This is a genomic window from Tessaracoccus luoxuelianae, from assembly GCF_055326245.1.
Window position 1 is genome coordinate 1 of sequence record NZ_JBUZNO010000021.1, and the last position, 13,745, is coordinate 13,745.

A 13,745-nucleotide genomic window follows, 5' to 3' on the forward strand; every position below is an offset into this window, starting at 1 on the left:
CAGGACTCCTGACATGGCGCCATGGTTGTTGTGGTGTCAGGACCGCGTTTTCGTTTCGTATTTCAGTGTCTGGTTGGTGCCGGGGTAGCGGGTTGCGGTGTTGGTGAGGTGGTCGCAGAGCTCGGTGAGGGCGGTGGTGGCGCGTCGGGTGGGGAGGGGGTCGAGGCGGATGGTGAGGGTGTCGCTGGTGGGGATGATGTCTCCGGTTCCGGTGAGGGCTTGTCTGATCAGGGTGTGGGCCTCGTCGTGGGCGCGGGCGTAGCCGGTGTGGACGCGTAGGTCGCGGGCGAGGGTGGTGATGGTGTTGAACGCGGCGATCCGGATGGCGTGGGTGAGGAGTTTGGTTTCGACGTCGAGGACCTGTTGTCCGGGGTTGACCTGGGCCAGGGGTAGCCGGGCTGGGGTGTTGGTGTGGGCCTGGTGGGCCAGGTCGTGGGCGTCTTGGGCGTCGAAGAGGGGGGCGGTGATCTTGTTGTGGTCGGCGCTGGTGAGCAGCATGTCGGTTTGGCCTGGTTGGGGGGTTCGCCAGTCGAGGAGGGCTGCGTCGGTGGTGGCTTGGAGGCGGTCGAGGCGGTTGCGGGCAGCGGTGAGGGTGTCGCGGCTGGTTTTCTTGGCCGGGTTGGGCACCATCCGGTGCGGGTCGTCGGGGGTGGTGGTGTAGTGGTCGTGGGAGTCGAGGGCGAAGTGCATGCGGGCGTAGCGGAAGTAGTTCTCCTGCCGCCACCGTGATCCCATCCGGTGCAGGATTTCGCCGGCGGGCAGGTCGGTGCGGGTGGTGAGGATGTGGGCTTGCCGGGTGCCGGTCTTGGTGTCGAGCAGGCGGGTCAGTTGCCGCATTCCGAAGGTGCCGCCGTGGTCGTCGACGGGCAGCTCGACGCGGGTGTCGGCGGCCTGCCAGGTGTGCCGGGTGCCGTGGTCGTCGGTGAACGTGATCGGCGCGAACAGGGCGGGGTCGATGTCGGGGGCGGGGCCTTTACGCCACGTCAACGGGTCGAACCCGTGTCCGGTCATGTGGGCGAACAGGGCCGGGGACCAGCCGCCCCGGTCGAACCCGACCAGGACCCTGCGGTCGTCGCCGACCGCGCGGCGCAGCGCGGGGAGCAGGCGGCGTAGTTCCGAGGCCAGGGAGGCGGCCGGTTCGGCCATCACCACCAGTACCGGGTCACCGTGGCCGTCGGAGATCCACGTCTCCACGGTCGCGGGGGCGGGGAACCGGAGCCGGGCGGCATGGGTTTTGGCGATCCTGCGGGTCCCTTGGTAGGCGCGGACATGCCCATCGACATACAACACGGCCCCGGCCTTGCTGTCGTCGTGGTGGTGGGCCAGGTGATGTGCCGCCATCGACGCCAACAGGTCCTCGGCCTTGCCGTGGCCGGCCAGGAGGCTGATCCTGCGGCGGATGGTCTTCACCTCCGGGGCCCGGTCCAACCCGAGCACCCTGCCCAGGGCGTACGGGTCGATCCGGGTGGCGCCCTCAGCGCGGGGTTCCCCCGCCAGACACCGCAACACCCCCTCCACCAACATCGCCTCCAGGCCGTAGAACCCGGCCGGCAACCCTCCATACACGCGTGTCGCGCAGCCGAGCAGGCCGGTGGCCTCCAACCCGGGCAAGGCCAGGAACAAACCAGCCAACGGCACCCTTCCGGCGGCATGGAACACCGGCGGCGCCTGAGACAACAACCCGGCCCGGGCCAGACCCCGCTCCACCGACCGCGACACCGGCGCAGGCAACACCGGCACCACCTCCAGCACCGGATCGGGACCCGGTGCTGACTCCCGCTCCGGCTCCGGCTCCTGCTCCGGTTGTTCGAGGGCGCGCCGCACACTGGTGACCGAGATCCCCACCGCGGCCGCGATCGACCGCAACGAGCCCCCCTCGGCGCGACGCTCCCGCACCTCGGCAAGGACCGCATCAGTGACCTTGCTCGGCCCTTTCGGGCCGGTCTTGCCCGTCACCACCCCCGCCACCCCCTCGGCGCGGAACGCCTTCGACCACCGCGACACCGTGTACGGGTCCACCCCGAACGCGGCCGCCACCTGGATCGCCTGCGCGGCCTTGATCCGCACCAACTGGACCGCCGCCAACCGGCGACCAGCCTCATCACCGACATCCCACGCGTAGACGAGGTTCCCGTGCAGGAACACCCGGCCACCCTCAGCATCCTCAACCAGACCACCGGCCAACCCAACCTCGACCGCCTCACCCGGCACCCACGCCAGAGGAGGATCCGCAGTCATGACCGCCATCATCCCACCCCCCAAACCTAATCCCCGATACGCACCAATTATGGCACATCTGGGGCGGCACCGCAGGCATTCCGCGAAGAAGAAGCACTAGTCAACCCCAAACAACTACACCAACACCCTCGACCATGTCAGGAGTCCTGGAACCACCCGAGGTCGTGACCACTCCAAAGATAGTGGATCCCGATGTTCCCTCTCGCTCGCACAGCAATTTTCGATCGAAGGACTCGATCTTCTGGCTACCCGTTGACTCCCGATGGGCCCACGAACTAGCTTCGGCGCATCCAGACGTCGGGGATGACGTCATTTAGCTAGTTGGAAAGAGCTGACTATGTCAGATGTGAATGAGGTGGCCGCCGAGCAACCAGATGTTCTTATCATCGGGGCTGGCGTCATGGGAACCTCCATTGCCATGGCGCTGTCCTATCTGGACATTCGGGTTGCCGTTGTTGAGCGTCGCCATGACGTCGGCGAGGAAGCCTCTCGCGCTAACAGTGGGATCACCAATGCAGGGTGGTCTATGAAGCCGGGAACCCTGGAGGCAGACCTTGTCAAGGCATCGTCCCCTCAGTGGGAGCGTCTCTGTGAGCAACTGGGTGTGAGGTTCCGACGAACTGGCCTTACGCTCTTGGCCTTTTCTGAGGACGATGTCAAAGGTCTCCCGGCCCTGTTGGAAAAGGCTGAGAGCAACGAAGTCGCGGCTGAGATCGTGACTGGTGCCGAGTTGCACCGGGTCGCTCCCCATGCATCCCCAGAAGCCAAGGCGGGACTCTTTGTTCCTGCGGAGGGGGTTGTCGACTCGGTCCGACTGCCGGTCGCGTATGCAGAGTTGGCGGAGCGCAATGGGGTGAGGTTCTTTCTAGGTGAATCGGTCATCTCCTCCACCGTGCGAGACAATCGGGTCCAAGAGGTCATTACTACGAGGCGACGGTACCGACCTAGGTTTGTGGTCAATGCCGCTGGCGTCTCTGGAGATGAGGTTTCTGGGGCGCTTCACGGAGATCAGTTCCCCGTCACAGCACGACGCGGACAATGGGTTCTTCTTGATCGCGAATTTGGAGCGAACGTGCCCTCCATCCTCACGGGCATGCCGACGAAGATGGGCCACGGGCCCATGGTCATTCCAACGGCCCACGGGTCAGTTCTGATCGGTCCAGATGCTGAAGACCTGGAGGACAAGCAGGACCGGTCTACAACCCGTAGTGGAATCGAAGAGGTGGTTGAGCGCTGTCGGGTGCTAATGCCCACGATCGACACCAATTTTGCGATCAAGGCGTTTGCGGGTCTCCGTCCGCACAGTGACCCCACTTATCGCGTGGGTTGGGCCAAGGGGTCCGAGAACCTCCTTCAGGTAGCAGGCATTCGGTCGACCGGCGTGTCGTCCTCCCCAGCGATGGGGACGTTCGTTCGCGACCTGCTGGTAGATGCTGGATTGAGCTCAAATCGCAAACGCGATGCTTACGAGGAGCTCAACTTTGTGCGCCCGTTGTGGTGGGATAATGACTGGGCAAGGCAAGCGTCTGATCCGCTGGGACGTACTGTCATTTGTGCGTGCGAGAAGGTCACTGCGCTCGATATTCACCAGGCCCTCCGGGACCCGCTTCCCGCCAAGACGATCGGTGGGGTGGCGCGCCGAACACACGCATCTTGGGGCCGTTGTCAAGGCTCCGCATGTCTCTCTGGGGTTGCGTTCATTACTTCCCTTTACCGGGAAGGTGATGCTTGGGAGACCCCGATGCACGAACCGGGTTCATCAATCGGAGTGGGTGTGGCCCGAAATGGCTAGCATCGCGGTAGTCGGGATGGGGAGATCGGGCCTCCGGGTCGCAACGCTTCTTGCCAAAAACGGGGAGAGCGTCCTGTGCATTGATCGGCTGCCGGAGCCCGGGGGGCAGGAGCCTGAACCCGAAACGGTGCAGTTGGCACGTGAGGCCACGCGAGCCGGGGTCTCTTGGAATCTGGGAACTCTAGCTGCTGAGTTCAGTAACGGTGTGCTCAGCACCTTGGGTCCAGAAGGAGCTCGGCAGCATCAGTTGGACCAGTTGGTGCTCGCGTCGGGGACGCGACCGGCAACTCGGGCCGAACTCGGCATTCAGGGGGATCGAGGCGCGGGCGTCCTGCCTGGTTCGGTGGTTCATCATTATCTGGATTCTGGGGTGTTGCCAGGACGAAACCCAGTCGTGCTGGGGGATGGCTATCTTGCAAAGCACCTCTGTACCCATCTGCTGCGGAGCGGCGCATCACGCGTCGTCTCTCTACGGAGTGGCATCGGCTCTACCCCGTTCCCGGGCACCTACACCTACTGGAATGCCTCCTTGGAGTCTGTTCACGGCTTCCCTCGAGTTACCGGGGCCACGATCATTCATGATGGCGTGACAGTCAGACTCCCCACGGACGCGGTGGTGCTTGCATCTGGCCGGGTCCCCATGCGGAATATTGAGAATGCCCTAAACGCGCGTGGCGATGTCGTCGACTGTTTTTCAACAGATGATCCAAAAACAGAGCGAGGCGCAGTGGATGCGGCAAATGGAGCATTCCGCGAGGTATTGAAGAATCTCAGTGGCAATAGTTTGAGTTCAAGGAGAAATCAATGAAGGTACTATCACCAGTTGGGCGTTTTGGAGTGGACGTTAAGGGTGTTCGGCTTCGAGAAGGAAGGCCTGTTTTCGGCGTATCGATGGGCGCCTGGAGTTCAGAGGTCACTCTTGAACCCACCGATATGAAGTACGTCATCCTCGCTGGTGTCATGTTGGGCGGGGCATTCGCACTGGGTCGAATGACGTCCCGGGCACGCAACCGGCGGTGAGCCCAGGGGTCACCAAACGGGACTTCCCAATCCCGTATGGGTGGTCGCTTGCCCCGTTTCTGAGCTAGGAACAGCTCAGAAACGGGGGCTGACGCGCTGACCCGAAACTCGGCCTGTACCAGTCAACGTGGACTCGTACACGACGGGCCGGCTTCCAGGCGATGAAGCAAAATCGTCGACATATTTCCCCTAGCAGGTAAGGCAACAATTATGGCAGCTCTCGGAGAAATCGTCATTTATGTGATGATGGTATTCGTCCTGATCGGAGCTGTGGCGGCTGTACGTGACAGCCAAAGCGGCTTCGGCAAGGAGTTCCTTCAAGGAATTCACGCGATCGGATATCTCTTTATCCCCGTCGCGGGTGTTATGGCTGCGCTCCCGTTCCTGAGCAAATTTGTAGAGTCGGTCCTTGGACCGGTGTGGAAGGCCATGGGTTCAGATCCGTCGATGGCGGCCACGACATTCATTGCGACAGATATGGGTGGATATCACTTGGCGCAGGAGACCGCCAGTTCCACGGGGGACTGGATCACTGCGATGATGACCGGTTACATGGCTGGCGCTACCATCGTCTTCAGCATCCCCGTCGGCCTCGCAATTCTCGCCAAGCGAGATCATAAGTACATGGCACTCGGCGTCATGTCCGGAATTCTCACGATCCCGGTCGGCGTGGTGCTGGCGATGCTCACGGTTATGTGGTCTGGCGCCCGCATTCGTTCTGAAGCAAGTCCAACTGGACCAGCAGACACCCCCGTCGAGGGCCTGACTATTGGGGCCCTGGTTGGCAATATGATTCCTCTGATTATCGTCATCGCAGTGATTGCTGCAGGACTCAAATTCCTGCCGGATCTAATGATTAAACTCTTTATGTGGTTTGGCCGCTTCGTCGATGCAGCGGCCAAGCTCCTACTCGCGATTTCCATCGTGGAGTATTTCACCGGAATCTTCTCAAGAATCTTTGGGGCTTGGGGCTTCGGCGCGATTATCGCAACGCCGGATGACCAGTTCCGCGCACTCGAGGTAGCGGGGGCCGTTGGAATCATGCTTGCGGGGGCATTTCCCATGGTGTACGCCATTCAGAAATATCTCTCCCAACCGTTGGCCTGGTTGGGATCCCGATTTGGTCTCAGTGAAACTGCTATGGCAGGAATTCTCGGTTCGACGGCCAACATTTTGGCTCTCTTCCATCTGATTGAAAAGATGTCCGCGAAAGATAAAGTGATGACCATCGCATTTGCGACCACGGGCGCCTTCCTCCTGGGTGATCACCTCTCCTTCACGGCGAATTTCCAACCTAACCTCATCGCAGCTGTTCTGCTTGGAAAGATAGTCGCGGCCGTGTGCGCCATGGTGATTGCACGGTTCATCGCTGTGCCAACCGCAATCAGGCATGAGGAGGCTCAGGCGAAGGCTGATGGTTTGAGTGAGACGGGCGCACGCCACCATCATGACGAAGAGCAGGAATCGGCCCCACGTTGGCTGGAGCGCGATGATGTGATCGAGGAGCCGAGGTAGATTAGAGATGCTTCAGGAACCTATTTCCAACGACGTGCAATCACTGATCTCCGAACTCTACCCGGGTTCTCAATGGGTGATTGAGCCACTTTCTGGGGGCATGACAAACCGCAACTTTCTAGTCACGGTGAGTCGCGCCACAGGCGAAGCTGAGCGGGTAGTTGTCCAAGAACAACTGCCCGATGACGTGGCGGAGACTCTCGGGATCGTAAGGAGCAATCAGTTCGCAGTCCTGCATGAGATTGAAGACTTGGGCCTGGCCCCAAGGTTGATCTGCTACGACCGTCGTTCACGTCTGCTTGTCGCTGAGTATATCGACGCAGTCCCGTTTGATGAATTGGAAGACAGGGCCGGCGCCATCGCGAGATTCGGAACCGCGCTTTCTACCCTGCATCATGCAACGGAAGGAAGTCAGCTCCGGGGCAGGATCTCCGATCCTTTCTCGGGAACACAATGGCTGTACGACAGGGTGGCCAAGGCAGTCCCTGTAGAAGCGGAGAAGCACGCATGGGCGATGGAAGCCCTCAATCGATTTGAGAAGGCCAGAGGCCCCTATGTCGAGGCAATCTGCCATTCGGACCTTTCGCCCGGCAATGTCCTGATGACTGATGAGGCCGCCTTCCTCATCGATTGGGAGTATGTCGGGGCAGGAGACCCCTACTACGACTTGGGTGACTTTGCAGAGAAGTTTTCGCTGACGAGGGAGGAAAAAGAGACGCTGATCTCCTCCTACTTGGGATCAGTTGATGAGACCGCCCTTGCACTGGTCGAGTTGTACCAGTTCGTCAGCATGCTACGCGAGGCCCTGTGGTGTGTCATGGCGGGGCAGATCGGGTTCATCGACTTCGATCATGCAACTTATGCGCAGGAGTGTTGGACGCGCGTGGCGACCGTCGTGCGGGCCGAGACTTTTGATGTCAACTTGGAGAAACTCGCTGAGGCGAAGTCAGGAAATTAGGGAGAGACCGACTGGATGCCCGTCTCCCGTGAGCCCGATCACCGCTCGCCATCAACTGGGCGAAGCACTAATGCGAACTAAAGGATGAAGAAAGAACAATGATTGTTCCAACAAGTACAATGCTGACCGCAGCAAGTAAGGCCGCATTTGCGGTGCCGGCTGTAAATATTCTTGACAATCTGAGCTTGAGGGCAGTGGTAGCTGCCGCGGAGGAGACAGAGGCGCCTGTCATCATCCAAGTGTCAGTCAAGACAGTGCGGTCTTTCGGCGTGCGCCTGGTGACTGAAATGTTTCGTGAAGTGGCTACCTCGTCGCCTGCCCCTCTCTCGCTCCATCTCGATCACTGCCCCGATGTTGAACTGATCCGGGAAGTGGTTGACGCTGGATGGCAATCGGTGCTTTTCGATGCCTCCGATAGGGATCTTAACCAAGCGGAGGAAGAGACGGCTCAGGTCGTAGCATACGCGCACGCTGCGGGGGTGGACGTCGAGTCCGAGATCGAGAACATTATCGGCGTCGAGGACGGAGTTGGTAGCGATGAGGCAATCCATTCGTACGGCGTGGGTACGCTCGTTGAGGTGGCGAACCGCACGAATGCTGACTTCATTGCGCCGCAGCTAGGCACGGCGCACGGTTCTTACAAGAGTAAGCCCCAGTTGTTGCCTGATAGGGTCCGCGAGTTCTTGAAGTTAACAGATCGACCGATCGTCCTCCATGGGGGAACGGGTTTGTCTCCACAAGACTTCAGTGAGTTTATTCACGCAGGGGTCTCGAAGATCAACGTTTCGACCGCCCTGAAGGAGTCGTATATGAGGTCTGCTAAGGCCCACCTGGATGTTGCTTCGGCGAAGAATGAATGGGAGCCTACTAGACTCTTCGCGGACGTTCTGTCTGGTGTGCGTCAGGAAATCGTAGGGTTTATCCATATGTTCAGTGCGGCCGGAAAGGCGGATCTAGTAGCGGAGGCAGTGAAGTGAGGAACGCACTGATCTTCGACTGTGATGGCGTCTTGGCCGATACCGAGAAGCACGGCCATCTTCCAGCCTTCAACAGGACGTTCAAAGAAGTTGGATTGCAGGTCCAGTGGAGTTCTGAGGAGTACGCGGAGCGGATCAAGATCGGTGGAGGTAAGGAGCGCATGCAGGACATGCTTACCTCTGACTTCGTGGCTGAGCACAACCTCTCGACGGATGTGGAAGAGCAACGAGCGATGGTGGCTAGGTGGCACGCCGTCAAAACGCGTCATTACACCGAACTTATCTCAGCAGGGACGATTCCAGCTCGTCCTGGCGTCAGGAGGTTGGCGGAGGAGGCACTGAAAGCAGGGTGGTCGTTGGCCGTGGCGTCGACGTCAGCGGAGGTCTCAGTGCGTGCTGTCCTCGAAACTGTCGTGGGACTAGACATGGCGGATCACTTCGAGGTGTTTGCGGGTGACGTGGTGCCTCAGAAGAAGCCTTGGCCTGACATTTACCTGCTAGCGCTGGACAGGCTTGGCGTCCAAGCGTCTGATGCAGTTGTGGTTGAAGACAGCGGAATCGGGCTCAGGGCTGCTAGGGCAGCAGATCTGCGCACCATTGTTACGATCTCGTCTTACACAGCTCATGACGACATGGAGGGCGCCGCACTCGTGCTCTCTGACTTGGGAGAGCCCGACAGCCCAGCCCAGGTCATTGACGACCCTGAGGGCCTCCTGCAAGGCTCGTGCGTCGATATTGGGACCCTGTGGAGAATCCTCGGCACGGATCGCTGATTCAGCCTGGCACAACACGCATGGCGAAACGGAACTGAGTCCTCATGCCTCGTTGCTTGAAGAGGGGGCATTATGACGCGGGTTCTCAGGTGCCTCTGGATTGTTGCTGTGAGCACGAGGTCTGTTTCCTGGCAGAGGACCCTCCGGGCGGTGTTCGGCCCGGAGACCTTGGCCGTTGACCATCGGAGGGTGGTGCTCTGGTGGATGAGTTGCACGAGCGGGTTGCTGGCCTGGATGTGGGCAAGGACGCGGGGTACGTGGCATGCGTCGGGCGGAGACGCGTACTGCTCGGACCACGACGGGGGTCCTTGCTGTTGATGCGTGACTGGTTGGTGGAGGTCTCTCGTTTTCCCTGGGGCTGCGCATCTGGCGTTGTGGGCCGGGCTGTCGCCAAGCGATCTACGAGTCGGCTGGTAGTCATCGGCCGGTGGGGACGCGGCATGAGAACAAGTGGTTGTGCGCGACGCTGGTGGTGCTGTTGCTCATTCGATCTTGGTGGCGGTCTCTCACATGCTCAGCAAAGGACGAGCCTACCAAGGATCTCGGGCCTGACCAGCCCACGGTGTCCCGGGCGCTGCGGGGTCATCCAGGCGAAGCTAAGTGGGATGTCTTGGGCCTGACGACGATTCGGTTCGACTTTGAGGAGCTCGCCACACCAATGCCGTCGGCGTGCTGATGAATTGAATCAACAGCGCCCGAAGCGTGGGCGGAGGTTCGCGTCATCGAGCCAACGCTGGTGCGGGGGGCACGCACGCCCCGCGACCCTTTTCGCGGGCAGGGTTTAGATCGATCGGTGGCTGGCAAGGCGAGTGTGTCTGGCAGCTCAGCCACGCGACCTCCGTGACGAAAAAGACCCTCGTCCAAACTCTCAGAGATCGCAGAGCCAAGTCTCGTCGGCGGTCGCGATGCACCTTCCGCCGTCACCCGGTCACTGTTTCTCCCGCAATCTTTACCGCCAACACCTGCCAACCGCTTCCGGCAAGGTTGAGAGTCACCTCATCGTTGTCGTGCAGACCCAATAGCTCACGAGGGTTCTTGCTGGCCATATCCCATATTTCGTCCGCCGTGAAGGGCAGATTCTTGGCTGCCCAGTTGACACAGTCGAGCAGTGTGGCACCGGAACCGGCCAGGAGAGGCGAGTTCTCAAGCCGAATGGCCCCGTCCGCGCCCACTACCACTCGTCCTCCGACAGGTGTCACGTAGGTTCCGGGCGGAGAGCCCGCCAGCGCTGCTGAGTCACTAACGATGATCGACCGGTTGACACCTTTCGCACGGATCATGCTGGTAGCCGCCTCTGGAGGGAGGTGGTATCCGTCCGTGATGAACATGGCTGTCAGGGTGTCCTCGGCGAGTTGGCTCCAGATCTGGTTCGGGTGTCTCTTGATCGTTGCTGGAATTCCGTTGCCCAGGTGCGTGCTGAGGCTGCATCCGGCAGCGACGGCTGCGCGAATGTCCTGGGCCGTGGCTGACGAGTGTCCTATCGACGCAATGACCCCGGCCCGGGTTACGTGTTCAATGTATTCCAACGCTCCGGGCAGTTCTGGTGCCACGGTCACGATCCTGATTATTTCCTCAGTGGCTTCCTGTAGTTGGTCGAAAAGTGCTGTGTTGGGAAGCTGGAGGTGGTCGGAATCATGCGCACCGCGGGCACCATCGACGGGGGAGAGATGTGGGCCTTCAACGTGGATGCCGATGATGCTTGCTGCGACGAGAGGGTCTTCGCGGCGTGCTTGGGCAATACTGCGTGCAGATTGGAGCATGCGGGAGCGGGGGCCAGTGATGATGGTTGGTAGGAACTTGGTTGTTCCTGCTCCCCAGAGCGCTCTGGTGAGATGTGCGATTTCGTCAGGTGTGACGGAGGGTGAGTTCACATCGTGTCCCATGTACCCGTTGACTTGGAGATCAACGAGCCCGGGTCTGACCTCTTTGATGATCCTCATCTAGTTGGTAGACCTAGCGAGTGCGTCCTCGACGAGTTGGACGGCTTCTACTGCGCGCATTCCGTCCTCGCCAGAGATGGGAGTTGGTCCGCCTGTGCGTGCTGCGGCTATGAACGCCTCGACCTCTCGCCGCAGGTTTCCTCCCGAGACTGCAGCATCGAATGTCCAGTTGTGGGTGTCTATGCGCTTGGTGCGTGGATTGTCATCTGTGACGATCTCGAGTTCTTGGGTGGAGAGATCGAGTAGCGCCATTCCTGTGTCGCCGAATACCTCGATCCCGGCGAGTGCGCTTCGTTGGGCGTCAGGGTGGAGGAGCCAGTGGTTTTCGACGAGGGCTAGTGTGCCGTCTTCAAGCTCCAGACTGGCTATCGATAGGTCCCAGTGACTCCCGAAGATCTTCTTGCCCGTTGCAGTGGATATTGCGCTCAGGTAGAGCCGGTGTTCCGCTGTGTGGTGAGCCAGTGTTCCGGGCGGTGGTGAGCCAGTGCGACGGGCGTGGTGGGGTGGGCTGTGGGTGTCGGGGGCCGGCCGGGACGGTCGGCCCCCGACTGTTGGCTATTCGAGGTGGGTGAAGTGTTTGCGCATGGAGTCGTCGCAGTTGAGGACGGTGGCGTGCGCGTTGGTGGTGATCCGGTCGACGATGGCGTCGGCGAGGATCTTCTCTTCCATCCGGTCGTGCCATTGACCGGGCGGCAGCTGGGTGCAGTAGATCGTTGAGGTGGTCTTGTGGCGCCGGTCGATCAGGGTGTGGAGTTGCTGGACCTGGGGCCGGCTCGGCGGTGTGAGGAACCAGTCGTCGATGATCAGCAGCTCGACCTTGACCAGCGTGTCGAGGCATCGTTTCTTGTCGCCGGTGCGCTCAGCGATGGTGATCCGGTCGAACAGTTCATCGGCGGACAGGTAGAGCACTCTGCGGTACTGCTGGCAGGCCTTGTTCCCCAGGGCGCAGGCGACGTAGGTTTTCCCGGCTCCGGTGGGTCCTTGCAGGATGACGTCTTGGTGTTTGACCAGGTAGGAGCCGATCGCCAGCCGGCTGATCAACTCGGCGTCGACGCTGCGTCCGGGCATGGCCTTGAGGTCGGCGATGTCGGCACCGGGTTGCGCGAGGCCGGCCTGCCGGCGGAGTCGGTGCAGCTTGCTGTCACGGCGCCGTTCGTATTCCCAGTCGACGGCCTGCTTGACCAGCTCTGGGCCGTTCAACGGGGCCGCGGTGGTGGTGTCGGCGAGGTTCTCGAAGTACTCGGCCATCCCCGAGAGCCGCATGGTCTTGAGCCGGGTGAGGGTTTCGATGTCGATCATGCCCGGCTCCCGTAGTAGTCAGAGCCGCGGACGAACCCTGCATCACCCAGCGATGGCGGCGGCGGGGTCGGGACCGGTGTCCATCCAGCCCATAGCTTCTTGATCAGCGTGTAGGACGGCGCAGGGGTGGCCGCCAACGCCCTGCCGCAGGTGTCCTCCAGCCGGGCCATACCGCCCGACCTCTTGGCCAGCGACATCACCCCCAGGCATGACCGGTAGGACTGCTCGACGATCTTGCGTGAGCCGAGGATCGCCCGGATCGCGGCCTGCGTGTTCGGTCCGACGGTCGCGGCCCACTGCTCGAAGCGTTCCGGTGACCAGTCCACCAGCCGGCTCGCGTGCGAGGCCGGCATGTGCGCGGGCAGGGTCGAGTAGCGGCCCCTGACCCCCTTGAACCGCGGATGGGACGCGACGCGTTCGACGCCATCGAACACCTCCACGATGCTGGAGGTGACCCGGACATCCAGCGATTCACCGATCAGCCTCGCGGGGACCGAGTAGAAGTTCCGGTCGACCTGGACGTGATAGTTCGGCCCCACTTTCGCCTTGCGGAGATCGGCCAGCTCGAATCCGATCGGCGGCAGCGGCATCAGGAGCGGCTTCTCGTCGCGTTCGAACACCACCAGCCGGGAGTCCTCCCGCTTCTGGAACGGGCGGGCGTTGATCGCGGCGACCTCGTCGAAGATGGCCTCGTTCAGCTCCGCCAACCCGACGAACTGACGATCACGCAGTATCGCGGCGACCTGACCTGCGACGAACCGGACGCTGCCTTCGACCACCGCCTTGTCGCGGGGACGTTTCACGCGGGCCGGGATGATCGCGGTGCCGTAATGCTCCGCCAACTGGGCGTAGGCCGGGTTCAACGCCGGCTCGTACCGGTCCGCCCGCGACACCCCCGTGCGGAGGTTGTCAGGCACCAGCAGACGACCCACGCCCCCGAACTGCTCGAACGCATGCACGTGGCCCTCGATCCACGACGACAGCGTCATGTCGGTGAATGCCTCCACATAGGTGTAGGCGCTGAACGACAACGCCGCCACGAACACCCACGCCTGGGTCGGGGTCCCGCTCAGCGGATCAGCGAACCACATCGGGTCCCCGGCCCAGTCGACCTCGACCGACTCCCCGGGGCTGCGCTGGATCCGCATCGACGCCCCCGTCGACTTAATCCAGCGGCGGTACTGTTCGTTGAAGAACGAATACTGGTACGGCACCTCGCCCGTCGAGCGGCAC

General features: G+C 61.4%; 10 protein-coding genes. 6 read left to right on the forward strand and 4 right to left on the reverse strand.

The window, feature by feature from the left end:
• Nucleotides 1–36 precede the first annotated feature (36 nt).
• Nucleotides 37–2,238 (reverse strand): helix-turn-helix domain-containing protein, encoded by a 2,202-nt coding sequence (locus ACZK39_RS16440; protein WP_463613339.1) that lies wholly within the window; start codon nucleotides 2,236–2,238, stop codon nucleotides 37–39.
• A gap of 337 nt (nucleotides 2,239–2,575) precedes the next feature.
• Between ACZK39_RS16440 and ACZK39_RS16445 the strand changes: the two genes are divergently transcribed.
• From ACZK39_RS16445 to ACZK39_RS16470, 6 genes are all read left to right on the forward strand, one after another.
• Complete coding sequence (locus ACZK39_RS16445; protein WP_345584400.1) at nucleotides 2,576–4,030, forward strand: NAD(P)/FAD-dependent oxidoreductase; 1,455 nt, start codon at nucleotides 2,576–2,578, stop codon at nucleotides 4,028–4,030.
• A 16-nt stretch (nucleotides 4,031–4,046) separates the two neighbouring features.
• Nucleotides 4,047–4,838, forward strand: coding sequence for an NAD(P)/FAD-dependent oxidoreductase (locus tag ACZK39_RS16450; RefSeq protein ID WP_386084756.1), 792 nt, complete (start codon nucleotides 4,047–4,049; stop codon nucleotides 4,836–4,838).
• 422 nt (nucleotides 4,839–5,260) lie between these two features.
• Entirely contained in the window at nucleotides 5,261–6,565 is a 1,305-nt protein-coding gene (locus tag ACZK39_RS16455) for an ethanolamine utilization protein EutH (protein ID WP_463613946.1), read from the forward strand.
• Between the two features lie 7 nt (nucleotides 6,566–6,572).
• Complete coding sequence (locus tag ACZK39_RS16460) at nucleotides 6,573–7,523, forward strand: phosphotransferase (RefSeq protein ID WP_463613947.1); 951 nt, start codon at nucleotides 6,573–6,575, stop codon at nucleotides 7,521–7,523.
• A gap of 119 nt (nucleotides 7,524–7,642) precedes the next feature.
• Complete coding sequence (locus ACZK39_RS16465; protein WP_345583552.1) at nucleotides 7,643–8,500, forward strand: class II fructose-bisphosphate aldolase; 858 nt, start codon at nucleotides 7,643–7,645, stop codon at nucleotides 8,498–8,500.
• On the forward strand, nucleotides 8,497–9,273 hold the full coding sequence (locus tag ACZK39_RS16470) for an HAD-IA family hydrolase (RefSeq protein ID WP_345583554.1): 777 nt from the start codon (nucleotides 8,497–8,499) through the stop codon (nucleotides 9,271–9,273). Before ACZK39_RS16465 ends, ACZK39_RS16470 begins: the two co-directional genes overlap by 4 nt.
• 920 nt (nucleotides 9,274–10,193) lie before the next feature.
• On the opposite strand, the gene ACZK39_RS16475 is transcribed toward ACZK39_RS16470, so the two are convergent.
• From ACZK39_RS16475 to istA, 3 genes are all read right to left on the reverse strand, one after another.
• Nucleotides 10,194–11,213, reverse strand: coding sequence for an N-acetylglucosamine-6-phosphate deacetylase (locus ACZK39_RS16475; protein WP_345581324.1), 1,020 nt, complete (start codon nucleotides 11,211–11,213; stop codon nucleotides 10,194–10,196).
• 555 nt (nucleotides 11,214–11,768) lie between these two features.
• Nucleotides 11,769–12,512, reverse strand: coding sequence for an ATP-binding protein (locus ACZK39_RS16480; RefSeq protein WP_463612417.1), 744 nt, complete (start codon nucleotides 12,510–12,512; stop codon nucleotides 11,769–11,771).
• On the reverse strand, nucleotides 12,509–13,745 hold a 1,237-nt coding region (gene istA, locus ACZK39_RS16485; protein ID WP_463613074.1), incomplete at its 5' end, for an IS21 family transposase. The genes ACZK39_RS16480 and istA, both read right to left, overlap by 4 nt.